The organism is Micromonospora sp. SL4-19 (assembly GCF_047921475.1).
Lineage (GTDB): Bacteria > Actinomycetota > Actinomycetes > Mycobacteriales > Micromonosporaceae > Micromonospora.
Genome location: NZ_JBLROB010000007.1, coordinates 231958 through 254040, shown reverse-complemented (window position 1 = coordinate 254040; position 22083 = coordinate 231958). Strand labels below are relative to the sequence as shown.

The following is a 22083-nucleotide window of genomic DNA, read 5'->3' as shown; positions in this document are numbered from 1 at the left end:
CCGCCCTCCTGCGTGCTGCGGTTGTGGGGGCGCATCAGCCGCTCACGCCGGCCACCCCGCCCTGCACACATTCGGCCTACCAGCGGAAACGGCGTTCGATATCTCGCACCGCTCCCCCGCAGTCCGCTGGCCTCTCGCGAACACCTGAAAGCAGCGACCTGACCCCGCACGCTCGGCCTGGCTCTGGAGATCCACGGACCGTATGCTTCGGGCGTGTCACAGCCGGGGTCCCGTTTCTTCGCGGCGCGGTTGCTCGTGCTCGGGCAGCTTTCGATGGTGGTGCTCTATCTGGTGGGCGTGGTCGTCCCCTACCTCCTGAAGTTCACCGTCCAAGGGACGAATCACTGCTCGGCGACGACCGGATGCCAGGCGCCCGGCGACGTGTTCGGCGGGCCGTTGTTGGTGCTGCTGATTCCAGCCATGGTCATCACGATTTTGGGGCCGATGGTCGCGGTCCTCTTCCTGCTGATGTCGTTCACCTCGCTGGCCAGGTGGCGTCGGGAGATGCCCGACGCGTTGCGGCGCTGGGTGTTCGGGGCGGCCGGGCTCACGCTGGCCTTCCTCGTCTTCAACCTGCTGCCGCCGGGCCGGCTGCTGCTGAACTGGGTGCTGGACTGATGACGAACGGATTGTGGCGGGCGCAGCTGGCGCTGGTGTGGGCCTTCGGGCTCGCGGTTTTCTTCTTCCTCTTCGGGCTCCTGGGCGGGCCGGCCGGCGGAAACACCAACAGTGTGTACGACATGGTGTACGCGCCGCTGGGTGAAGGGCAGTCGGTGCGCGGATCGCTGGCTAATCCGTTCGCCTGGTTCACCATGCTCGCCATGGCGGTGGCCTGGCTGGCCCCGCTGTTCGCGGCGCTCCTTGCCTGGCGGGGCCGGCGCGCGCTGAGAGACGAGGGAGAGCAGGCACTGCGGGATCGGATCCGCGCCGGCACCGTCGCCGCATTCGTCATCGTGGTGTCCTACCTGACGCCAATCGGCTGGACGCTGATCTACGGCTTGACGCGCTGGACGATCATGACCATCTGGGGCGAGGGCCCGGACGCGGCGCAGTTGGGCTGAGCGGATCTCCTTCTCAGCCACGGACCGGCGAGGAACGCGACGATGATCTGGGCGGCTCCGGCAGCGACGAGGGCCGGGCCCGCGCCGACGACGCCGATGACCGCGCCCCCGGCGAGCAGGCCGATTGAGACCGCCCCGTCGTGCACGAGGCTCTCGGCTGCGAAGGCGGCTCGCCGGTCCGCGCCATCGGTGCGCGTGCTGATCAGACGGTTGAGCGCGCCGATGCCCAGCGGCATGGAGAAGCCACCAACCGCCGCGACGCACCCCAGGAGAACCAGGGACGACGTGACGGCGGGCAGAGCCATGAACGCTACGCCGAGTACGGCCCATCCGGTCGCCATCGTCGCGAGCGCCGGCATTCGCGGGACGAGCACCGGCGCTAGCAGGGCACCGGCGAGCGAACCCGTGCCGTACCCGGCCATGCCGGCCGAAATGAGCAGTCCGGGCCGCCCGGCCTCGGCGCCGAGGATCGCGAGCCCGAGGGTGAAGGCGAACCATACGAGTCCGCCGACTCCTGACATCGTCACCGCACGCCGAATGTCGCCGTGCTGCGCCAGCACGTGACGCAGGGCCGGAGCGTCGGTCGGTCGGGCAGCCGCGGCAACCCTCGCGGTGCTGCGAACACTGAGCAGGAGGACCGCTCCCGCACTGACGCCGACTGCTTCGGCCCAGAGCAGGGGCAACGGCCCGCCGAACGCGACCGCCCACCCTGCCGCCGGTGGTGCCAGGATCATCGTGACGCGATGCACGAAATCCTGCCAGGCCAACATCTTCGTTGCGACGCTGGAGCCAAGGCTGTCGCAGATGTCGGAGAGCAGGGCTCGTTGCCCCGGTCCGCTGAGAGCGGTGGCACATCCGGTGATGAGCCCGGCGGTGGCGAGGTGGATCGCGTTGACCCTTCCGACGGCGGCACCGACCGGAACGACGAGCAAGCCGACCACCTGGACCGCAAGCACGCAGGCGAGGGCTCTGCCCGTGGTCAGTCGCTGGCGCAGGCCTCTGGCCCACCAGGGCGAGGCGAGCATGGGCAGTCCGACCGCTCCACCCACCAGCCCGGTGGACCAGGCGGACCCGGTCTCGGCGAGCGCGACGAGTGGAAGCGCGACGGCCGTCGTGCGTTGACCCATCCAGGCCACGAAGGTGGTTGTCAGCATGGCCGCGATGTCGCGTCTGGCATTCACGCAGCCATCCTCTGGCCGGGCAGAACGTGCTGGTAGCTGGCGGATCAGCATAGGAACTCATAACGTGGCGACATGAGCTCATTCCCGTCGGTCGAGGATCTCCGGCTGGTCGAGGCCATCGCGCGGCACGGCTCGGTCGGGGCCGCCGGCCGGGAACTTCTGCTCAGCCAGCCGGCCGCGAGCAAGCGTCTGGCGGCGCTCGAGCGGCGGGTCGGCGAGCGGCTCTTCGACCGTGACACGACGGGGGCGCGGCCGACGCCAGCCGGACGTGCGCTGTGTGCTGAGGCCGCCCATATGCTCGATCACCTGGGACAGATCTTCGACCGGACGCGAGCCGCGGCCCGGGCAAGAACCTTCAACGTCGGCACGTTCAGCAGCCTCGCGCCGTTGCTCTTTCCGGCGCTCGACGAGCTGATGAACGACTCGATCGTCAACCAGGTCACGGACCATGGCGACCGGCTCGTGGAGTGGGTTGGCGAAGGGTCGCTGGACGCGGCGTTCGTCGCCGTCGCCAACCAGATGCGCCTGCCCGGCACCGTGAGCGCCGTGCCCGTGGCGAGCGACCGACTGGCCGTCCTGACGCCACTGGCCGCGTCGTTGAGAAGTGGCCGGCGGCCGTTCGCCGATCTCGACGTCGTCACCTACACCTACGACATGTCGGCGGGCACGCTGCACCAGCGGCTCTCCAGCCTCGGCGCCAGACCCCGCACGGCGGCCACCGCGGAGACCGCCATCCGGATGGCGCGACTACTGGGCTGCCCGGCCATCCTGCCCCGCGGGCTCGGCCTCGCCTACGCCGAGGAGGGGGATCGCGTGTCCGCCGCCCCAGTGCCGGGCCGCCTCACGCTCTTCATGGTGACCCGCCGCCCCGCTCCGCACGAGTTCGCGGCAGTGGTGAACCCGCTTCCCGGTCGCCTGGGACTGCAGCGCGCACCGGTGAGACGACCCGAGTGATGTCAGCTGTGGATGCCGTGCGGAGGATCAAGCTCCGCACGGCCAGGGGCGGTCTGGACCAGTCCCCCATATCTCGCGCGCCATCGGATTTTTGATGTACTCAAGAAAGAAGTGGCGCATACTTCGCACATGCCCACAATATTGGACTTCGAGCGCATGTTGCGGGGGGCCGCGCTCCGGGTGACCCGTCCACGGCTCGCGGTCCTGGCCACGGTGCACACACATCCGCACGCCGACACCGTCTCGATCCTCGGTGCCGTGCGCAGGGAGCTTCCCGAGGTGTCCCACCAAGCCGTGTACGACGTGCTGCGGGCGCTGACCGTCGCGGAGCTGGTGCGGCGTATCCAGCCTTCCGGCTCAGTGGCTCGCTACGAGTCGCGGGCCGGAGACAACCACCACCACGTCGTGTGCCGGTCGTGCGGCGCCATTGCCGATGTCGACTGCGCCGTCGGCGGGGCTCCCTGCCTGACCGCGTCCGACAACCAGGGCTTCTCGATCGACGAGGCCGAGGTCACCTACTGGGGGGTTTGCCCCGAGTGTGTCGCGGTACCAGCAACCAGTTGACAGAACGAGAGATTGACAGGAGAAGGACCGACGTGTCTGAGCGCGGCAGCGAGAGCGAGAACCCAGCAATCCCCTCCCCGACTCCCAAGCCGAGTCGGCCGAGGGCGAACCAGGACTGGTGGCCGAATCAGCTGAACCTGCAGGTTCTCCATCAGCACTCACCCCGGGCCAACCCGATGGGCGAAGCGTTCAACTACGCAGAAGAGTTCAAGGCCCTCGACGTCGATGCGCTGAAGCGGGACATCGTCGAGGTGATGACGACGTCGCAGGACTGGTGGCCGGCCGACTACGGCCACTACGGGCCGCTCTTCATCAGAATGAGCTGGCACGCCGCCGGCACATACCGCATCGAAGACGGCCGCGGTGGTGGCGGCGACGGAGCTCAGCGCTTCGCCCCGCTCAACAGCTGGCCCGACAACGCGAACCTCGACAAGGCACGCCGACTGCTCTGGCCGGTCAAGCAGAAGTACGGGCGGAAGATCTCCTGGGCCGACCTCCTGGTCTTCGCCGGCAACTGTGCGCTGGAGTCGATGGGGTTCAAGACGTTCGGCTTCGGCTTCGGACGCGAAGACATCTGGGAGCCCGAGGAGATCTTCTGGGGGCCCGAGGACACCTGGCTCGGAGACGAGCGCTACAGCGGTGACAGGCAGCTCGCCGGTCCTCTCGGCGCCGTGCAGATGGGGCTGATCTACGTGAACCCGGAGGGGCCCAACGGCAACCCGGACCCGCTGGCTTCCGCCCGGGACATCCGCGAGACCTTCCGCCGCATGGCAATGAACGACGAGGAGACTGTGGCGCTCATCGCCGGGGGTCACACGTTCGGCAAGACCCACGGTGCCGCCTCCGCCGAGTACGTCGGCCCCGAGCCCGAGGGGGCTCCCCTCGAAAGCCAGGGCCTCGGCTGGAAGAACACCTTCGGCAGCGGCAAGGGTGGCGACACCATCACCAGCGGGATCGAGGTCACCTGGACCTACCATCCGACCCGGTGGGACAACGAGTTCTTCCAGATCCTCTTCGGCTACGAGTGGGAACTTGTGCGGTCGCCGGCTGGTGCGCATCAGTGGCGGCCCAAGAATGGCGCGGGCGCCGATCTGGTGCCCGAGGCACACGATCCGTCGAAGCGCCGCGAACCACGGATGCTCACGTCCGACCTCGCACTCCGGTTCGACCCGATCTACGAGCCGATCTCGCGACGGTTCCTGGAAAACCCGGACCAGTTCGCGGAGGCGTTCGCCAAGGCGTGGTACAAGCTGTTGCACCGCGACATGGGACCGGTCTCGCGCTATCTCGGCCCGTGGGTCCCGGAGCCGCAACTGTGGCAGGACCCCGTGCCGGCGGTCGATCACGAGCTGATCTCGGCCGAGGACATCGCGGCCCTCAAGCCCAAGGTCCTCGCATCGGGGCTGTCCATCTCCCAGCTGACCTTGACCGCTTGGGCGTCGGCGGCGAGCTTCCGTGGCACCGACATGCGTGGCGGGGCCAACGGGGCGCGGATCCGCCTCGAGCCGCAGAAGAACTGGGAGGTCAACGACCCGGCCGAGCTCGCCACGGTGCTGCAGACGCTGGAGCGGATCCAGCAGGAGTTCAACAGCTCACAGTCCGGTGGGAAGAAGGTCTCGCTTGCTGACCTGATCGTGCTGGGCGGGTGCGCGGCCATCGAGCAGGCGGCCAGGAACGCGGGGCACGAGGTCACGGTCCCGTTCTCGCCGGGGCGTACGGACGCCTCCCAGGAGCAGACCGACGTGGAGTCGTTCGCCGTGCTCGAGCCGAAGGCGGACGGGTTCCGCAACTACCTGCGAGCCGGACAGAAGTTGTCGCCGGAGACCCTGCTGCTGGACCGGGCCAACCTGTTGACGCTGACCGCTCCCGAAATGACGGTCCTGCTCGGCGGCATGCGGGCCCTGAACGCCAACGCGGGTCGAACACGACACGGCGTCCTCACCGACCGGCCCGAGGAGTTGACGAGCGCCTTCTTCGTGAACCTGCTCGACGCCGGCACGGAGTGGAAGGCATCCTCCTCGGCCGAGAACGTGTTCGAGGGCTCGGATCGCGCCACGGGCGAGGTCAAGTGGACCGCCACCGCCGTCGACCTCGTCTTCGGTTCGAACTCCCAGCTCCGCGCCATCGCGGAGGTCTACGCCAGTCGCGACGGGCAGGAGAAGTTCATCCAGGACTTCGTCGTGGCGTGGGTCAAGGTCATGAACCTGGACCGGTACGACCTCGCCTGACACGAAGTGCTCTGCTGGCGCGGCCCGTGGCTGGTGGCCCCCGTGAGGATGGTCGCCTTCACGGCCGCCTGGGCGTGGCGCGCCCGCGTCGACCGACGATACCGGGCTGTGGGCGGTCGGGGCGGCGCTGGTCGCCATCGGCACCGCCATCGGGTCCGCCGTGGTGAGCGCCGGCGCCGGGTGGCTGCGGCGCCGCCGGCGGCCGACCAACTGAGGAGCCGAACGCCGGGCAAGCGGGCGGCCGACCTCGGCTGGCCTGACGGATGAGCAGCGCGAGCGCCAGAGCACGACGCGCGCGACCGGGGGCCCGCCGGCAAGCGGCGAGCCCCCGGTCGTGGGCTGGGTCAGGCGAGCGCCTTCAGGTAGTCGGGATTGGCCTTCAGCCACTCCTCGACGGCCTTCTCCTCGTCACCCTTGTGCGTGTTGAACATCAGGTCCTCCAGGGACGCGAGCTGCTCGCTGTCCATCTTGAACTGCTGCAGCATCTTCGTGACCTCAGGGAAGTCCTTGCCGAAGCCCTTCCGGGCGAAGGTGTTGATCTGCTCGGCGGCGCCGAGGGTGCCCTTCGGGTCGGCCAGGTCCTTCAGCTCGTACTTGGCGTACGCCCAGTGCGGGTGCCAGAGGGTGACCACGATCGGCTTCTTGTCGGCGATCGCGCCGTCGAGCGCGGCCAGCATGGCCGGGGTGGAGGAGGTCTTCAGCTTCATCTTGCCGTCCAGGCCGTAGCCGGGCAGCACCTTCTCCTGGGTGGCCTTGGTGAGGCCGGCGCCCGGCTCGATGCCGATGATCTGTCCGCCGAAGTCGCCGGCCTTGGCGGCCAGGTCCTCGAGCGAGTCGACGCCCTCGACGTACTTCGGCACGGCGATGCTCAGGCTGGCGTCGTCGTACCAGACGCCGAGCTTCTCCAGCTTGTCGCCGTACTTCTCCATGTACGACGCGTGGGTCTGGGGCAGCCAGCCGTCCAGGAAGAGGTCGATGTTGCCGTTGGCCAGGCCGCCGTAGACGAGGCCGGCCTCCAGGTTTTTGAGCTGAACCTGGTAGCCCTTCTCCTCGAGGATGTGCTGCCACAGGTGGGAGGCGGCGATCGCCTCGTCCCAGGCCATGTAGCCGATGGTGATCTTCTTCTTGCTGCCGGCGGACGCGTTGTCCGACTTTGCGCCACAGGCGGCCGCGCCGAGCGCCAGGGTGGCGGTCATCGCGAGCGCCAGGACGCGCTTCATGGTGGTGAACACGGAGTTTCCTTCCTTCTCAGAGCAGCCGGCAGACCCGCGTACGCGGGAACAGGGGTGCCGGCGGAGGGCGACGGTCAGGCGGCCTGCCGCGCGAGGCGCTGCGCCCGCGCGGAGGGGAACCGTTCGCCCGCGGAGTCGGTGAGCCGGTCGAGCACTACGGCGAGGATCACGACGGCGATGCCGCCCTCGAAGCCGCTGCCCACCTCGCCCTGGGCAAGCGCGAACGTGATCACGTCGCCGAGGCCGCCGGCGCCGACCATGCCGGCGATGACCACCATGGACAGGGCCAGCATGATCACCTGGTTGACCCCGGTCATGATCGTCGGCAGGGCCAGCGGCAGCTTGGTCCGGAGCAGCACCATCCATGGCGGCGCGCCGAACGACTCGGCAGCCTGGACGATCTCCTTGTCGACCTGGCGCAGGCCGAGCTCGGTGAGGCGTACGCCGGGCGGCATGCTGAACACCAGCGTGGCCAGCACGCCGGGCACGGTGCCGATGCCGAAGAAGAAGATCGCCGGGATCAGGTAGACGAACGCCGGCATGGTCTGCATGAGGTCCAGCACCGGCCGGGCCAGGGCGGACGCCCGCCGGTTCTCGGCGACGAAGATACCCACCGGGATCGCCAGCAGCAGGGCGAGCACGCTGGCCACGAGCACCTGCGCGAGCGTGCTCATGGTCTCCTCCCAGTACGGCATCCCGGCCACCAGACCGAGGCCGACCGCGCTGCCGAGGCTGAACTTCCAGCCGCGCAGCCACCAGCCGAGCCCGGCAAGGACCAGGATGACCGCCACCGCCGGCACGCCGTTGAGCAGGCCGTCGAGCGGCTGGACCAGGGCGTCGACCACGGCCGCGATCGCGTCGAAGACCGCGCTGAGGGCACCCTTGGCCCAGTCCACGGCGGACTCCACCCAGGTGCCGAGCGGCACCCGGGGCAGCCAGGCGTCGAGCGGGGACTGCGCGACGGTCATGCCGGCTCTCCCTTCGCGGCGACCAGTTCGACGTCGGAGTGCACCGGCTGGTCCGCCGGCTCGTCCACAGCGGAGACGCTGTCCGGGGTGGCGCTGGCCAGGGCGCTGAGCAGGGTGATCCGCGGGATCACCCCGGTTAGCCGGCCCCGGTCGTCCAGGACGGCCACCGGGTGCTGGCTCTCCGCGCAGTCCGCGAAGAGGTCGGCCACTGCCGTGTCCGCGGCGACCGTGCGGACCTGCTCGGTCGAGACGTACCCGTCAAGGCTCGGCCGGCCCTCGCGAAGCGCCCGCAGCACCTCGTCCTCGGTGACCGTGCCGAGGAACTGCTTCATCGGCCCGGTCACGTAGACCACCGAGGTCTGGCTCTCCCGTAGGGCGCGGGCAGCCACCCGGGGACCTGCGTTGACGTCCAACACGTGATGCGGCTTCTCCATCACCGACGAGGCGGTCAGGATCCGGGTCCGGTCGACGTCGGCGACGAACTGCGCCACGTAGTCGTTTGCCGGGTCGGTGAGGATCTCCTCGGCGGTGCCGATCTGGACGATCCGGCCGTCCCGCATCACCGCGATCCGGTCGCCGAGCCGCATGGCCTCGTTCAGGTCGTGGGTGATGAAGATGATGGTCTTGCCCAGCTCGCCCTGGAGTTCCAGGAGCTGATCCTGGATCTCCCGGCGGATGAGCGGGTCCAGCGCCGAGAATGCCTCGTCCATCAGCAGGATGTCGGTGTCGGCGGCGAGAGCGCGGGCCAGCCCGACCCGCTGCCGCATGCCGCCGGAGAGATCGTGGGGAAGCTTGTCCGCCCACTCCTCCAGGCCCACCATGCGCAGCGCGTCGAGGCCACGCGAGCGCCGCTCGGCCTTGGGCAGGCCGGCGACCTCGAGGGCGTACCCGGCGTTCTCCAGCACGGTCCGGTGTGGCATGAGCGCGAAGTGCTGGAAGACCATGCTGATCCTCTCCCGCCGGAGCTTGCGCAGCGCGGCGGGCTTGAGCGTGGTGAGTTCCACCCCGTCGACCTGCACACTGCCCCGGGTGGGGCGCACCAGGCCGTTGAGCATCCGGATGAGGGTGGACTTGCCGGAGCCGGAGAGGCCCATCACGACGAAGACCTCGCCGGGGCGTACCTCAAAGTTCGCGTCGATCACGGCTGCCGTGGCTGGCAGGCCCGCCATAGCCTCAGCACGCGGGGCGCCGCTCGCGAGGCGCCTCAGCGCCTCGTCAGTTCGATTGCCGAATATTTTGTAGAGCGACTTCACTGTGAGTGCGGGCACGGTCCCCTCTCCGATGACAACCGCTGGCGGAGCGCGCCATCGGTGGCAATCTTCGCGTCTCGTCCGTCGATATCAACATCAGTCACAGTCAGTTGGCCACAGGGGCTGGCCAGGAAACCTACCGACGTCATCAGGGAAAAGCCAGCCGAGACTGCGGGGATTGTGGATATGCCCACAGAAAGTGCCCCCTAGACAGGGTCAGATTCGGTCTTCCGTACGCACGACGGATGTGCCCGTACCAGGTGCCGACCGGGTCGGTTCGACCCTCCCTGGGGCTTTTGTGCCGTCCGACGCGGATGCCGGTGGCGCGCCGCCTCGCTGCCGCCGTTCGTCTCGAAGATGACTACGGTGATAGACAAATGTCATGCGTTTGTGATTTACCGTCATGTGACTGTCATATTACGGCCGGCTCTTCCGGCCCGTCGGCGACGCGGTTCCGCAATCGAGTCGGCCGCCTCCCGAAGTCACCGATTACGAATCGGCGGGGTGGCCGGCGTCGAGCACTTCGGCCGCTTCCACGATCCGGCCAGGCTGACGCCGGGTAGCACACAGCACATCACTGCCTGTAATTGCCGGTGCCCACGTCCGGTCGTGGACCTGCCCGTGCGGGGCGGTCCACGACCGGGACATCAACGCGGCCATCAACGTGCTCGCGGCGGGACGCGCCGAGAGCCTAAACGCCTGTGGAGCGCAGATAAGACCAGCACCCGTGCCGGCGCAGCGCCGTGAACCAGGAATCCGCCCGGGCGCAGCGCGCTGTTCCGCACGCAGCGCGGAGGGAATCCCCGTCCTTCAGGGCAGGGAGAACGTCAAGAACGTGTGGTTTCTTGCCCGAGGGCGCGAGCGAGGCGGCGGACGGCCTCCTCCATGAGGTCGGGTGGGGCTGCGGCGTAGGTCAGGCGCAGGTGCGTCGCCGGGGGTTCGGCCGCGTACCAGGGGCGGCCGGGGAAGACGACGACACCTTCGGTGGCAGCCGCGGCGGCCAGCGCGACGTCGTCGGTGCTGTCGGGCAGGCGTGCCCACAGGTGCAGGCCACCGCGTGGGATCGCCGGTGGGGCGAGCCCCGGAAGGTGCCGGCGCAGTGCGGTCAGCAGCGCCTCGCGCCGTGTCCGCAGCGCGGTGCGCAGAGCGCGGCGGTGCCGCGTCCAGGCCGGTGCGGTGACGAACTCCAGCGTGGCCTGTTGCAGCGGGCCGGCGACAAAGAAGTCGTCGAGCAACCTGGCTGAGCGCAGCCGGGCACCGGCTGGGCCGCGGGCGGCGATCGCGGCGACACGGAGGCCGGGAGCGGCGGACTTGGTCAGCGAGCGCAGGTAGATCACGTGCCCGTCGGGGTCGTCGGCGGCCAGCGGTGGCGGAGCCTCTCCGTCGATGGCGAGGTCGCGGGCGTAGTCGTCCTCGATCAGGAACGCGCCGGCGTCGCGTACGGCATCGGCGACCTCGGCTCGGCGATGCGCTGCCAGTGTGGCCCCGGTCGGGTTGGCGTAGAGCGGTTGGCAGTAGAAGAGCCGCGCGCCGGTGCGCGCGAACGCGGCGGCGAGTTGGTCAGGGAGTACGCCGTCGGCGTCGGCGGGCACCGGCACCGCCCGCAGCCCAGCCGCCCGGGCCGCGGCCAGTGCCCCCAGGTAGGTCGGGGACTCGACGAGCAGGGTGTCGCCGGGTGCGGCGAGAGCGCGCAGAGCCGTCGACAGCGCCGCCTGCCCGCCCGGGCAGATCACCATGTCGTCGGCGCGCAGCCCGGCCCGGGCCTCACGGGCGAACCAGGCGCGCAGATCCTCGCGCCCCTCTGCCGGTCCCCGCTGCCAGGACGCGGGCTGCCGGGCGGCGCGGGTGAGCGCGGCGCCGAGCGCCGCGGCTGGCTGCAGATCGGCCTCGAGATAGCCGCCAGACAGCGGAATCGCTCCGGGTCGCGGTAACGCCAGTAACGCCTGCATCTCGTCCTCGCCCGGTCTGCGGGCACCGAGCGCCACCGTCTGCCACGACAGGTCGGGGGTTCGCCGCCCGTCCGGCGGGACGGTCACGAAGGTGCCCTTCCCCGGTCGCGTCTCGATCAGCCCTTGCGCCACCAACTGTCGGACCGCCTCGGCGACGGTGACCGGCGAGGCCTGGTGCCGGGCGGTCAACTCGCGCACCGAGGGAAGCCGGGCGCCCGGGTCCGAGTTCGCCATGAGTCCGCGCAGATCTTGGATAACGCGGTCCACTGCGTTACCGTCATTCATGAAGGATCATAGTAGCGCTACTGTCACCACCACGATAACGGCGGATCGGGTCATCGGCCTCGCCCTCGGCGCGCTGGGCGTGCTCGCCTTCAGCATGTCGCTGCCCGCCACCCGCGTCGCCGTGCAGCAACTCGACCCGTGGTTCGTAGCCTTCGGCCGGGCCGTCGGTGCGGCACTACTGGCATGGGCCTACCTGCATTTCACCGGCGCGCCGAGGCCCACCCGAAGCCAGTGGCGGCGGCTGTCGATCGTCGCCCTTGGCGTCGTCGTCGGCTTCCCGCTGTTCACCTCGCTGGCACTGACCACCCAGACCTCCGCACACGGCGCGATCGTCATCACCGTGCTGCCCGCCATGACCGCCGTGTTCGCGGTGCTGCGGGCCGGCGAGCGCCCGCCGCTGCTGTTCTGGGTCGCCAGCGGCGGCGGGCTGGTGGCCGTGCTCGCGTTCCTGATCACCAGCGGAGCGGTGCACGGCGCGCTGTCGTCCGCCGACCTGTTCCTGCTCGTGGCGGTCGTCCTGTGTGGGCTGGGATACGCCGAGGGGGGCGGGCTCGCCCGGGAACTCGGCGGCGCCCGGACGATCTGCTGGGCGCTGGTGCTTTCGCTGCCCGTCACCCTGCTCATCACGATCGTCGCCGCCTCGGGCCACCCGCCGCGCGCCGACGCCGCCGCCTGGTCGGCCTTCGGATACCTCACCACGATCTCCATGTTCCTGGGCTTCTTCGCCTGGTACGGCGGTCTGGCCCGGGGTGGCGTCGCCAAGGTCGGCCAGATCCAACTCGCGCAGCCGGTACTCACCCTGCTCTGGTCCGCGCTGCTGCTCGGAGAAGCCGTCACCCCTGCCTCGATCGGGGCCGCGCTGGTCGTGCTGGCCTGCGTCGTACTGACCCAGCGCACCCGCGCCGCGCGCGCAACAGATCAGGACGGCACTCGCCGAGGAGATCCCAGAGCAGAAGTTCTATCTGCCCGGTAAATCGGCTTTGAGGCTTTCCATAGATATCAACCGCGAATACTCCCTTTCCTACGCGAAAAGCAAGTGACCGCGGGCGCGGCGGCAACTAGCTTCCCCTCATGCAACCACTCGATGAGAGGGACATCCGGCGCTCCTTCGTGAACTGCAGCAAGGGCGAGGCAAGCCGGATCCGGATGCCCGCAGGCTTCGCCGAGGGCGCAGTTCCCTGGGCCGATCTGGACTTCCTCGGTTGGACCGACCCGGGCGCCCCGCTGCGGGCGCTGCTGGTCGTGCCGGGCAAGGACGGGCCTACGGGCGTCATCCTCAGACGGCCCGAGGCATACAAGCCGAGCACGATGCGGTCGAGCATGTGTCGGATCTGCCTGACTGATCACACCGCGTCGGGGGTGGCGCTGTTCGTCGCGCCACTGGCCGGGGCCGCCGGGCGCAACGGCAACACCGTCGGCGAGTACCTGTGCGCCGATCTGGCCTGCTCGCTCTACGTACGGGGCAAGCGGCAGCCGAAGATGCGGCTGGTCCGTCGGGAGGAGACCCTGACCCTGCAGGATCGGATCGACCGGACGGTGACCAATCTGGCCGCCTTCACCAACCGCGTCATCGCCGGCTGACCCGCGGAGACGCAGCGACCGTTCCACCGACGTCGGAACCTGCACTGGCTGCAGCTGGGAGAGGCGGAGTAGATGAAGCAGGCAACGAGTGGCGGCACAAGACGTGGCCCCGCCGGCCGCGATCTCGCGGCCGGCGGGGCCCACACCAAGTGCCGTAGGAGGTCGGGGTCAGCGCAGCCGCCGGGCGGCGAACCTGGCGGGCGGCTCGGCGATCGCGTCCTGGGCCCCGATCAGCTGGATCTCCCGGGTCCCCGCTGCGAGGGTCGCGTCGAGCACGGCGAAGACGGAGGCGATGGTGCGTTCCAGTGCCGTCGCGGGCGCGCCCGTCGTCCACAGGTGCGCAAGGTACAGCGCCGCGGTGACATCGCCGCCCCCGTTCGGGTTGATCGGCAGCAGCGGCGTGGTCACCGCCCAGGCGCCCTCGTCCGAGACGGCCACCACCTCCAGCGACCCCTCCGGCACGTCGCCGTGAAGCACGCTGGTGACCAGGACGTGCCGCGGCCCCGTCTCGCGGACCACGTCGACCGCCGCCAGCAACTCCGTCAGCGAGTTCGTCTTACGGCTGGCGAGGAAGTCCAGCTCGAACTGGTTCGGGGTGATGATGTCCGCGCGCGGCACGACGACGTCCCGCATGTACTCCGGGATGCCTGGCCGGACGAACATCCCACGGCCGACGTCGCCCATGACCGGGTCACAGCAGTAGACCGCGTTCGGGTTGGCCGCCTTGACCTTGTCCACCGCGTCGAGGATCACCGCGCCCACCGCCGGGTCACCCTGATAGCCGGACAGCACCGCGTCGGCGCTGCCGAGGACCCCGCGATCGGCGATGCCCTCGATCACCTCGGCCACGTCCGCCGGCGCCAGCAGCGGCCCGCGCCACGCGCCGTACCCGGTGTGGTTGGAGAAGTGGACCGTCAGTACCGGCCAGACCTCGTGCCCGAGCCGCTGAAGAGGGAAGGCGGCCGCCGAGTTGCCGACGTGGCCGTAGGCGACCGAGGACTGGATGGACAGGATCTTCACCGGCTCATCATGACGGTTAACGGCGGTGCCACGCCTGCTGCCCGCCGTTTCTGTCGGATGACCCACTCCGGGTCCTCCGTCGATGACGCGCTACCGCTTGACGCCCAGGCCGGCTCGATGTTGGTGGGGAGGGCTCTGGTGGAGGATTCGGTGCTACCGGCAACCGTCCTCGGATGCCCTGCTCGGAGGATTCAAGGAGATGGACGCAACTCGATGATCGAGCGCGAGCCGGCTGGCATGACCGAGCTGACCTGAAGGCCGGCTGACTTGGTCAGCTCGCCCAGCTGGTCGAGGGTGCGCTCCCGGCCGCGGACGTAGCAGAGCATGCGCAGGTCTCCTTCGGTGTCCGGTGCACCGCCCTGGGCATCGCCGATGTGGTCCACGACGAGCACCTTTCCCGTCGCCGAGGCTGCGTCGGCGCACCGTTGCAGGATGCGAACGGCATCCTCGTCGTCCCAGTCGTGGAGGACGCCCGAGAGCACGTAGCCGCCCGCTCCGGCGGGTAGGGCATCGAAGAAGCTGCCAGCCTGGGTGCCAGCCCGGTGACCCAGGCCGGCTGAGCGAATGGCTTGTTCGGCGCGGGCCACCGGGCCGGCGAGGTCGATCACCGTCCCGCGCAGGTCGCCGTGGGCGCGCAGGATGGCGATCAGCAAGCTGGCGTTGCCGCCGCCGACGTCGACGACATGGCCAAGTGCGCCCCAGGGGTAGGCGGCAGCTACAGCGGGAGCGTCTGCCACCAGCCGGGCTCCCATCAGCGCGTCAAACGATGCTGCCCGCGCGGAGTCGGCCGACAGGTCGTCCCAGAACGAGAGGCCGAACCGGCGCGGGAACGCGGGCTCGCCGGTACGCACGGTGTGCAACAGCTCGACAAAGCACAGGTCGGCGCGCCCGACAGCACCCTCCAGATCGAGCCAGGGTCGCACTCCTCCGGGATCATCGTCACGGAGGTGCTCACCCAGGGCGGTCAGGCTGTAGGTGCCGGTCCCCGCGCGAGACAGCACACCAGCGGTCTCCAGGTGGCCCAACAGTCGCCCCAGCGCGTCCCGGTCAGCATCCACCGCTGTGGCCAGCGCCTCGGTCGTCCGCGTGCCCGCGGCGATGTGGTCGGCCAGCCGCAGCGTCGCCGCCACCCGGATGGCCATCGGCGTCACCAGGTCAGCAGCCGCCCACAGTCCCCCGCCCCACCCGCTCGTCTCCTCGGCCATGGTGCCTCCTCGCTCGACGGTTGCCTGCCTCGCCGTTACCGTTCACTGTGCTCCCGTGAGCATGTGATTGGCAGCCATCGAAGGCCGGTGTGTTTCGATGTAGTAGGAGTTGACCGCCGGCTGGCCGGTGTAGTTGGATCCAGCGCGTTGGCCACCACCGAGGGTGTCGCGTACGCCGCGGGGCAGACAGACTGGACACGGGCAGGGCCGCTGGCCGTGGGCTGCCGGCCGGTACCGCCAACCGACTCCCTGCGGGACGTCACGGATCCGCCATACCTCGGCAGAGAGAATCGCGCGGGGTACGAACACCTCGTGGCCACGCGGATCATCGAGCTCGCGCACCACGGTGACATGCACGAACTCCGCCATCACCGGGGATGGTAGCCGGCCGGCGGCTGGTGACGGCCACGATCTTCAGCTCGTCTCCTCGATCACCCGCTCGGCAGCGCAGCGTACGTCGCCGAGCAGGATCTCCATGTCGTGGCGGGTGGTGCGGTAGTTGACCACGCAGCCGCGCAGCGCGAAACGGCCGTTGATGGTCGCGTTCGACAGGTACGAGCTGCCGGCCTGCTGCAGTGCCAGCATGATCCGTTCGTTGAGGCGGTCGAGTTCCTCCTCGTCGGCCTGGGACCGCGAGCCGGCACGGGCGCCCGGCGGCAGGTAGCGGAAGCAGAAGATGGAGAGTTCGACCGGGGCGAGCAGCTCGAAGTCGTTGCTGGCGTCGACGAGCTCGGCCAGGTAGCGGGCACAGTCGAGGTTGCCCTCGATCGCTTCGCCGACGGCTCGCGAACCGGCGTGCGCCAGCGCCATCCAGACCTTGAGCGCCCGGAATCGCCGGGACAGGTCCGGGCCGTAGTCCCAGAAGGCGAAGGCCTCGGCCGGCTCGGTCTGCATCACCCGGGTGTAGTGGGCGTCCATGCTGAAGGCGGGCCGCGCCGCCTCGGGGTCGCGGTAGATGAGGCAGCCGCAGTCCGCGGGCAGGTAGAGCCACTTGTGCGGGTCGAGGGCGATCGAGTCGGCCTCCGACATGCCGTCGAAGAGCGGACGGGCCGATGGGGCGAGCCGCGCGAAGCCGCCATAGCACGCATCGACGTGCATCCACAGCCCGTACCGCCGCGCGACCGCCGCGATCTCGGCGAGCGGGTCGACCGCGCCGGTGACGACGGTGCCGGCGTTCGCCACCACGTAGAACGGTTCCGCCCCGGCGGCCCGGTCCTCCTCGATGGTGCGGACGAGTGCGTCGACGTCCATCCGGAAGCGGGCGTCCACCGGGATCTCGCGGACGTTCGCCCGCCCGATGCCGAGCAGCGCGGCGGCCTTGTGGATCGAGTGGTGGGTCTCGGTCGAGGCATAGACGCGCAGCGGCGCGGGGTGGGCGGCTGCCCCGTGGGTGGCGACCGCATCGCCGCAGTGGCGGTGTCGTGCGGCGGCGAGCGCGGTGAAGTTGGCCATCGAGCCGCCGCTCATGAACAGGCCCCCGGCACTCGGATCGCAGCCGAGCGCCTCCCTGATCCAGTCGATGGCCACGTGCTCCAGCTCGACGGGAGCCGGTGCCGATCGCCACGCGGGGAGGTTCGCGTTCAGCGCCGACGCTAGGTAGTCGGCCACTGCGGCGACCGCGGTGCCAGGTGCCGAGACGTATCCGAAGAAGCGAGGATGCCCATTGTGCCGGGTGCCGGGCACGACCACCTCGCGGAAGACCGTGAGCAGGTCGGTGAAGTCACGGCCCTCGACGGGCAGTGGCTCGGCGAGCAGCTCCTTCAGCGCTGCGGCGGAGGTTCGCGGGGCGATGGGCAGGTCCCGGAGTGAGTCGTGGTAGGCGGCTGCCCACTCGACGGCGCGTGTGCCCATGTCCCGGATCTGCTGCGCCGAAGGGTCGAGGGCGGAATCGATGCCGCGCTCGTCGGGTGAGATCGCAGTCATGGTCCGGAGGATAGTTTGGATCGTGTCCTGGCGTTCGCCCGCGCCGCGCTCACGCCGCGGAAACGACGGGCGGGATCGGCGGGACGGCTGCGGTGTCAGGGGACGTAGCGGGTCTGGCTGTATGGGTTCTTGGTGAACGCCAGCACCTTCGACGGTGTGATCGCGAAGACCAGTGCTGGGTGCGCCGCGGCGGTGTCGAGGAAGACGCCGTCGCCGACGTGGAAGACCGCGGTCGGGTGGTTCCTTGCGTCGGACAATGCCTAGAGCTACTATGCATCATAGCTCTAGGGTTATGGGCCCAGCAGGGAGGTCTCGTGAAGGTCACCAAGGATCTCGTGGCCGCCTCGGCGACGCCGATGGTGCTCGGCATCCTGGCCGACGGGGAGAGCTACGGCTACGCCATCCTCAGACGAATCAACCAGCTGTCCGGTGGAGAGCTGGACTGGACCGAGGGACTGCTCTACCCGTTGCTGCACCGGCTCGAGCGCCTCGGATATGTGGAATCGAGCTGGCAGGCGGTCACCGGGGAGCGGCGGCGCAAGTACTACCGCATCACCACCAGTGGCCTGGCTGAGCTTGCCGAGCAACGCCGCCAGTGGGACACCGTGGTGGACACGCTCAAGCAGATCTGGCTCGGCCCGGGCGATTTCAGGCCGTTGACAGCGATCCCGCTGGAGGGTCAGGCATGACAGCACCGGAGGGCCACGACAACCTGGAGGCCCAGGTCGCGCAGTGGCGTCAACATGTGCAGCGCCGCTCAGAGCTGCAGAGATCCGACGTCGAAGAGCTCGAGGATCATCTCCGGGGTTCGGTCGATGAGCTCATCGCCGCTGGGCTACGCGCCGACGAGGCGTTCCTGATCGCGGTCAAACGCATGGGAAGCGTGGACGAGCTGTCCCGCGAGTTCGCCCGGGAGCATTCCGAACGGCTGTGGAAGCAACTGGTGCTGACCGGTGAAACCGGCAGCCCGGCGGTCGACACCCCGGCGCGGCGCGACCTGATCGCGATGGCCATCTGCGCGACGGGCGCGGCAGCGTCCATCAAGGTGCCCGAGCTGTTCGGGATGAGCCTCGAAGGGAATGCCGCCTTCTACGGGCCGAACTTCAGCCTGTTCGCACTGCCCTGGCTGGCGGCCTTCCTGGCCTGGCGCCGTCGTGCCCCGAAGGCGCTGATCGGGGCGCTGCTGGCATTGTTCGCGCTCGGCGCGGTGGCGGCCAACGCCTACCCGCTCGCGAACGACTCCCAGTCGCTGGTCCTGACCAGCATCCATCTCCCCATCGCCCTGTGGATCGTGGTCGGCCTGGCCTATGTGGCCGACGATCTGCGGTCGTCGCGCCGCCGCATGGACTTCATCCGCTTCACCGGCGAATGGTTCATATACCTGGTTCTCATCGCCCTCGGCGGCGGCGTGCTGATCGCGTTCATGTCCGGGACCTTCAAGGCCATCGGGATCTCCCCGGAAGACTTCATCTCGCAGTGGCTGCTCCCCTGCGGCGTCGTGGCTGGGGTGGTGGTGGCCGGGTGGCTCGTCGAGGCCAAGCAGAGTGTCGTCGAGAACATTGCCCCGGTGCTCACGCGGCTGTTCACTCCGCTGTTCACGGCGGTGCTGCTGGCCTTCCTCGTTGCCTTCGGCTGGACCCGCGCCGGCATCGACGTCGAACGGGAGGCGCTGATCCTGTTCGACCTCCTGCTGGTCGTGGTGCTGGGGTTGCTGCTCTACTCGACCTCAGCCCGCGATCCGCTGGCTCCGCCCGGTCTGTTCGACAAGCTGCAGTTCGCCCTCGTGGTCAGCGCCCTGGCCATTGATGTGCTGGTTCTGGTGGAAATCACCGGGCGCATCACCGAGTACGGCACCACACCCAACAAGGCAGCGGCGCTCGGCGAGAACGTCGTCCTGCTGGCCAATCTCGCCTGGTCGGCATGGCTGGTGCTGGGTTTCGTCCGCCGGCACACACCGTTCGCGGCGCTCGAGCGCTGGCAGACCGGCTACCTACCGGTGTACGCCGCCTGGGCCTGGATCGTGGTCCTGGTCTTCCCTCCCTTGTTCAACTACCTCTGACCGACCGAGTCTCGACGACGTCGACGTACGGCCTAGGGTGGGCGGCATGGCAAGCGCCCCCTCTGCCGACGGCTCCGCGGCCCAGAATCCGCTCACCCTGCTCACGCTGAACGAACTCCGGCAGCGCACCAGCGTGAAGTGGCGCATGCACCCGCCCGACGTGCTCCCCCTGTGGGTCGCGGAGCAGGACGTACCCCTCGCTCCCCCCGTGGCCGACGCGCTCCGCCGCGCGATCGACCTCGGTGACACCGGTTACGCGTACGGGACGGCGTACGCCGAGGCGCTCGGCGACTTCGCCGCCCGGCGCTGGGGCTGGCACAACTTCCGCGTCGACCACACCACGGTCGTACCCGACGTGATGATGGGCATCGTCGAGGTTCTCCGGCTGGTGACCGACCCTGGAGACGCGGTGGTGGTCTGCTCCCCCGTGTACCCGCCCTTCTACGCCTTCGTCAGCCACGCCGGCCGGCAGGTCATCGAGGCCCCACTCGGACCCGACCAGCGGATGGACCTCGCCGCTCTCGACGAGGCGTTCCGCCGGGCCAGGGCCAACGGCCGCCGGCCGGCGTTCCTGATGTGCAACCCGCACAACCCGACCGGCGTCGTCCATCGCCGCGACGAGCTCGAGGCCGTCGCCGAACTGGCCGGCCGGCACGGCCTGCGGGTGATCTCCGACGAGATCCACGCCCCGCTGGTGCTCCCTGGGGCGCAATTCACCCCGTACCTCACGGTGGCCGGCGCCGAGAACGCGTTCGCCCTTACCTCCGCCTCCAAGGCGTGGAACCTCGCCGGCCTCAAGGCGGCGCTCGCGGTCGCCGGGCCGCAGGCCGCCGCCGACCTCAACCGCATGCCGGAAGAGGTCAGCCATGGGCCCAGCCACCTGGGCGTCATCGCGCACACCGCCGCGTTCCGCGCCGGCGGGCAGTGGCTCGACCTCCTCCTCGACGGCCTCGACGGCAACCGCACACTGCTGGAGTCGCTGCTGGCGAAGCACCTCCCGTCCGTCACGTACCACCGCCCCGAGGGCACCTACCTCGCCTGGCTGGACTGCAGGGGGCTGGGCATCGCCACCGAGGAGCCGGACGGCGAACCCGGCGTGGCCAGTGACCTCGCCGGACCCGCGAGGATGTTCCTTGACCGCGCCCGGGTCGCCCTCAGCTCCGGGCACGTCTTCGGCGCCGGCGGGGCAGGCTTCGTACGACTCAACTTCGCCACCTCCCCCGCGATCCTCACCGAGGCGGTCACCCGGATGGGTGGGGCAGTCGACGGGCACCACCCGTCGGCGGGCTGAGCCCTCGGTCCCAGGTGTCATGCCGCCACGACCCGCGGGCTTCAGCTCCGTACGAAGTCCTCGCCCAGCAACGCCCGGAGCCTGCTGAGGGCACGCGCGTTCTGTGTCTTGACCACTGACGCGGACACGTTGAGGATGCCGGCCACTGTTTCGACGCTGTGATCCTCCCAATGTCGGAGCACCACGATGGCCTGGTCGCGGACAGGCAGGGTGGCGAGCGCCTGCAGCAGAGCGACATGCAGTTCCACGGTGTCGTCGGGCCGTTGGTGCGGCGCCTCGGGCAGCTCGGCGAGCACAAGTTCGGAGTCGCTGCGCCGCTTCTTCTGGTCGAAGACGGCGTTCATCAGGACGCGTCGGCTGTACGCGTCGAGGTTCGCGGTACGCCGGATCCTGCCCCACGTCGCGTACATCTTCGCGAAGGTGACCTGGGTCAGGTCCTGGGCGAGGTGCCAGTCGCGGCACATCAGGTAGGCGGTACGCCGCAGCCTCGGCGCGGTGGCCTCCACGAACGCGGTGAACTCCGCCTGCCGGGCGGTTTGCTCGCGCCGCCGGGCCGCGCCCCACCGGACCACCAGGACGTGCTTGGTTCGGGGCGATCCGGCGGCGGGGGTGGTCAGGGTGTCTGCCATCACCTGGCCGCCCACGCGTTCGTGCCGCGAGGGCATTCGCTGCCGAGGATTTCGTCGACTCCGGGCATCCGCCCGACGCGAGCCGCCAGGCTGGGGTACTGCGACCGTCCGGCCAGCTTGAGCCGGAACGACTCCGGAAGCATGCTCGCCTGGACGGCGGCGACGAGCTGCGGCGCGTCTTCGAATTGCTTCTGGTACTTGGCGAGGGCCTGTTCGCGGCTCTCGAACATGATGGTCCGGACTGCCGGATCCGCCTCCAGTGCCTGGTTCACCGCGCTGGTCTGCTGATCGGTGATGTCCATTGCCAGGAAGATCGAAACATCGGTTGCGGTGCCCCCGGCCGGGGACTCGCACGCCGGGTTCACCAGCATCGCAAATCCCGCGGGCACCCTCGCTGGTGACGCCGACCGTTGCGGCGATGTCGCCACGTTCACCACCCCCAGCGCCGCGATGGTGGCCAGGCCCGCCACACCCGCTGCCGCCAGCCGGTGTCGGCGGCGGCGCAGGCTGGTGCCGGTGGCCATGGCTTGGCCGGCCAGGTCACCCGTCGGCGGCTCGGGCTCGTCAGCCACCGCGCGGTCGAAGAGTAGCCGCAGGTTCTGATCCAAGGTTCACTCCCGTGCTCCGGTGGACTCCCACCTGTGATGACTGGTTGGGACACCGAATCGGTGACATCGACGAGAGAACGGGCGGCGACTGCGTC

General features: G+C 69.6%; 23 protein-coding genes. 11 read left to right on the top strand and 12 right to left on the bottom strand.

The genetic code is table 11. The features are described 5' to 3' along the window. The first annotated feature begins 213 nt into the window (after positions 1–213). Both ACNAVT_RS13210 and ACNAVT_RS13205 read left to right on the top strand, forming a co-directional pair. Complete coding sequence (locus ACNAVT_RS13210) at positions 214–618, top strand: hypothetical protein (protein WP_416296006.1); 405 nt, start codon at positions 214–216, stop codon at positions 616–618. Then, a complete protein-coding gene (locus tag ACNAVT_RS13205; protein ID WP_416296004.1) occupies positions 618–1061 on the top strand; it encodes a hypothetical protein in 444 nt (147 codons plus the stop codon). Before ACNAVT_RS13210 ends, ACNAVT_RS13205 begins: the two co-directional genes overlap by 1 nt. Here the strand turns inward: ACNAVT_RS13205 and ACNAVT_RS13200 are convergent. Beyond that, the gene (locus ACNAVT_RS13200; protein ID WP_416296002.1) at positions 992–2293 is read right to left on the bottom strand and encodes an MFS transporter; all 1302 of its coding nucleotides are present in this window, start codon (positions 2291–2293) and stop codon (positions 992–994) included. The two genes, ACNAVT_RS13205 and ACNAVT_RS13200, sit on opposite strands and share 70 nt — an antisense overlap. Before the next feature lie 21 nt (positions 2294–2314). Here ACNAVT_RS13200 and ACNAVT_RS13195 point away from each other — a divergent pair, with 21 nt between their 5' ends. From ACNAVT_RS13195 to katG, 3 genes are all read left to right on the top strand, one after another. Beyond that, positions 2315–3196, top strand: coding sequence for a LysR family transcriptional regulator (locus ACNAVT_RS13195; RefSeq protein ID WP_416296000.1), 882 nt, complete (start codon positions 2315–2317; stop codon positions 3194–3196). Positions 3197–3325: 129 nt separating this feature from the next. Next, complete coding sequence (locus tag ACNAVT_RS13190) at positions 3326–3760, top strand: Fur family transcriptional regulator (protein WP_416295999.1); 435 nt, start codon at positions 3326–3328, stop codon at positions 3758–3760. After that, positions 3733–5988: a catalase/peroxidase HPI gene (gene katG / locus ACNAVT_RS13185; protein ID WP_416295998.1), complete on the top strand. Its 2256-nt coding sequence runs from the start codon at positions 3733–3735 to the stop codon at positions 5986–5988. The genes ACNAVT_RS13190 and katG overlap by 28 nt, the downstream gene beginning before the upstream one ends. A gap of 344 nt (positions 5989–6332) precedes the next feature. On the opposite strand, the gene ACNAVT_RS13180 is transcribed toward katG, so the two are convergent. The 3 genes from ACNAVT_RS13180 to ACNAVT_RS13170 form a co-directional block, all read right to left on the bottom strand. Beyond that, positions 6333–7208, bottom strand: a complete 876-nt coding sequence (locus ACNAVT_RS13180; RefSeq protein WP_416296043.1) for a glycine betaine ABC transporter substrate-binding protein — start codon at positions 7206–7208, stop codon at positions 6333–6335. An 86-nt stretch (positions 7209–7294) separates the two neighbouring features. After that, positions 7295–8188 (bottom strand): ABC transporter permease, encoded by an 894-nt coding sequence (locus tag ACNAVT_RS13175; RefSeq protein ID WP_416295997.1) that lies wholly within the window; start codon positions 8186–8188, stop codon positions 7295–7297. Then, positions 8185–9471 carry a quaternary amine ABC transporter ATP-binding protein gene (locus ACNAVT_RS13170; protein WP_416296041.1) on the bottom strand — a complete coding sequence of 429 codons (1287 nt, stop codon included), beginning with the start codon at positions 9469–9471 and terminating at the stop codon, positions 8185–8187. Before ACNAVT_RS13170 ends, ACNAVT_RS13175 begins: the two co-directional genes overlap by 4 nt. Positions 9472–10015: 544 nt before the next feature. Between ACNAVT_RS13170 and ACNAVT_RS13165 the strand changes: the two genes are divergently transcribed. Then, a complete protein-coding gene (locus ACNAVT_RS13165) occupies positions 10016–10327 on the top strand; it encodes a zinc ribbon domain-containing protein (RefSeq protein WP_416296039.1) in 312 nt (103 codons plus the stop codon). Here ACNAVT_RS13165 and ACNAVT_RS13160 read toward each other — a convergent pair. After that, positions 10266–11672, bottom strand: coding sequence for a PLP-dependent aminotransferase family protein (locus tag ACNAVT_RS13160; RefSeq protein WP_416295996.1), 1407 nt, complete (start codon positions 11670–11672; stop codon positions 10266–10268). The genes ACNAVT_RS13165 and ACNAVT_RS13160 overlap by 62 nt on opposite strands. Here ACNAVT_RS13160 and ACNAVT_RS13155 point away from each other — a divergent pair. Further along, on the top strand, positions 11671–12645 hold the full coding sequence (locus ACNAVT_RS13155; RefSeq protein ID WP_416295995.1) for a DMT family transporter: 975 nt from the start codon (positions 11671–11673) through the stop codon (positions 12643–12645). The genes ACNAVT_RS13160 and ACNAVT_RS13155 overlap by 2 nt on opposite strands. A 98-nt stretch (positions 12646–12743) precedes the next feature. Then, entirely contained in the window at positions 12744–13253 is a 510-nt protein-coding gene (locus ACNAVT_RS13150) for an FBP domain-containing protein (protein ID WP_416295993.1), read from the top strand. A gap of 168 nt (positions 13254–13421) precedes the next feature. On the opposite strand, the gene pdxY is transcribed toward ACNAVT_RS13150, so the two are convergent. From pdxY to ACNAVT_RS13125, 5 genes are all read right to left on the bottom strand, one after another. Further along, complete coding sequence (gene pdxY / locus ACNAVT_RS13145) at positions 13422–14273, bottom strand: pyridoxal kinase PdxY (protein ID WP_416295991.1); 852 nt, start codon at positions 14271–14273, stop codon at positions 13422–13424. A 191-nt stretch (positions 14274–14464) separates the two neighbouring features. After that, a complete protein-coding gene (locus ACNAVT_RS13140) occupies positions 14465–15478 on the bottom strand; it encodes a methyltransferase (protein WP_416295990.1) in 1014 nt (337 codons plus the stop codon). Positions 15479–15520: 42 nt separating this feature from the next. Next, positions 15521–15847, bottom strand: coding sequence for a hypothetical protein (locus ACNAVT_RS13135; protein ID WP_416295988.1), 327 nt, complete (start codon positions 15845–15847; stop codon positions 15521–15523). A 45-nt stretch (positions 15848–15892) separates the two neighbouring features. Beyond that, positions 15893–17401, bottom strand: coding sequence for a pyridoxal phosphate-dependent decarboxylase family protein (locus ACNAVT_RS13130; RefSeq protein ID WP_416295986.1), 1509 nt, complete (start codon positions 17399–17401; stop codon positions 15893–15895). A gap of 95 nt (positions 17402–17496) precedes the next feature. Continuing rightward, positions 17497–17658 carry a hypothetical protein gene (locus tag ACNAVT_RS13125; RefSeq protein ID WP_416295984.1) on the bottom strand — a complete coding sequence of 54 codons (162 nt, stop codon included), beginning with the start codon at positions 17656–17658 and terminating at the stop codon, positions 17497–17499. Between the two features lie 57 nt (positions 17659–17715). Here ACNAVT_RS13125 and ACNAVT_RS13120 point away from each other — a divergent pair, with 57 nt between their 5' ends. The 3 genes from ACNAVT_RS13120 to ACNAVT_RS13110 are packed head-to-tail and all read left to right on the top strand — an operon-like array spanning position 17716 to position 20751. Further along, positions 17716–18090 carry a PadR family transcriptional regulator gene (locus ACNAVT_RS13120; protein WP_416295982.1) on the top strand — a complete coding sequence of 125 codons (375 nt, stop codon included), beginning with the start codon at positions 17716–17718 and terminating at the stop codon, positions 18088–18090. Further along, a complete protein-coding gene (locus tag ACNAVT_RS13115) occupies positions 18087–19460 on the top strand; it encodes a permease prefix domain 1-containing protein (RefSeq protein WP_416295980.1) in 1374 nt (457 codons plus the stop codon). The genes ACNAVT_RS13120 and ACNAVT_RS13115 overlap by 4 nt, the downstream gene beginning before the upstream one ends. 46 nt (positions 19461–19506) lie before the next feature. After that, on the top strand, positions 19507–20751 hold the full coding sequence (locus tag ACNAVT_RS13110; RefSeq protein ID WP_416295978.1) for a MalY/PatB family protein: 1245 nt from the start codon (positions 19507–19509) through the stop codon (positions 20749–20751). A gap of 41 nt (positions 20752–20792) precedes the next feature. Here the strand turns inward: ACNAVT_RS13110 and ACNAVT_RS13105 are convergent, their stop codons facing one another. Together ACNAVT_RS13105 and ACNAVT_RS13100 are read right to left on the bottom strand one after the other, a co-directional pair. After that, on the bottom strand, positions 20793–21380 hold the full coding sequence (locus ACNAVT_RS13105) for a SigE family RNA polymerase sigma factor (protein ID WP_416295976.1): 588 nt from the start codon (positions 21378–21380) through the stop codon (positions 20793–20795). After that, positions 21380–21988, bottom strand: coding sequence for a permease-like cell division protein FtsX (locus ACNAVT_RS13100; protein WP_416295974.1), 609 nt, complete (start codon positions 21986–21988; stop codon positions 21380–21382). The genes ACNAVT_RS13105 and ACNAVT_RS13100 overlap by 1 nt, the downstream gene beginning before the upstream one ends. Positions 21989–22083: the final 95 nt, after the last annotated feature.

Coding starts and splice junctions, on each gene's coding strand:
- ACNAVT_RS13140 (WP_416295990.1), bottom strand. CDS start 15,478: ATGGCCGAGGAGACGAGCGGGTGGGGCGGGGGACTGTGGGCGGCTGCT.
- ACNAVT_RS13115 (WP_416295980.1), top strand. CDS start 18,087: ATGACAGCACCGGAGGGCCACGACAACCTGGAGGCCCAGGTCGCGCAG.
- ACNAVT_RS13175 (WP_416295997.1), bottom strand. CDS start 8,188: ATGACCGTCGCGCAGTCCCCGCTCGACGCCTGGCTGCCCCGGGTGCCG.
- ACNAVT_RS13195 (WP_416296000.1), top strand. CDS start 2,315: ATGAGCTCATTCCCGTCGGTCGAGGATCTCCGGCTGGTCGAGGCCATC.
- ACNAVT_RS13130 (WP_416295986.1), bottom strand. CDS start 17,401: ATGACTGCGATCTCACCCGACGAGCGCGGCATCGATTCCGCCCTCGAC.
- ACNAVT_RS13110 (WP_416295978.1), top strand. CDS start 19,507: ATGGCAAGCGCCCCCTCTGCCGACGGCTCCGCGGCCCAGAATCCGCTC.
- ACNAVT_RS13155 (WP_416295995.1), top strand. CDS start 11,671: ATGAAGGATCATAGTAGCGCTACTGTCACCACCACGATAACGGCGGAT.
- ACNAVT_RS13200 (WP_416296002.1), bottom strand. CDS start 2,293: ATGCTGATCCGCCAGCTACCAGCACGTTCTGCCCGGCCAGAGGATGGC.
- ACNAVT_RS13180 (WP_416296043.1), bottom strand. CDS start 7,208: ATGAAGCGCGTCCTGGCGCTCGCGATGACCGCCACCCTGGCGCTCGGC.
- ACNAVT_RS13135 (WP_416295988.1), bottom strand. CDS start 15,847: ATGGCGGAGTTCGTGCATGTCACCGTGGTGCGCGAGCTCGATGATCCG.
- ACNAVT_RS13190 (WP_416295999.1), top strand. CDS start 3,326: ATGCCCACAATATTGGACTTCGAGCGCATGTTGCGGGGGGCCGCGCTC.
- ACNAVT_RS13150 (WP_416295993.1), top strand. CDS start 12,744: ATGCAACCACTCGATGAGAGGGACATCCGGCGCTCCTTCGTGAACTGC.
- ACNAVT_RS13160 (WP_416295996.1), bottom strand. CDS start 11,672: ATGAATGACGGTAACGCAGTGGACCGCGTTATCCAAGATCTGCGCGGA.
- ACNAVT_RS13205 (WP_416296004.1), top strand. CDS start 618: ATGACGAACGGATTGTGGCGGGCGCAGCTGGCGCTGGTGTGGGCCTTC.
- ACNAVT_RS13105 (WP_416295976.1), bottom strand. CDS start 21,380: ATGGCAGACACCCTGACCACCCCCGCCGCCGGATCGCCCCGAACCAAG.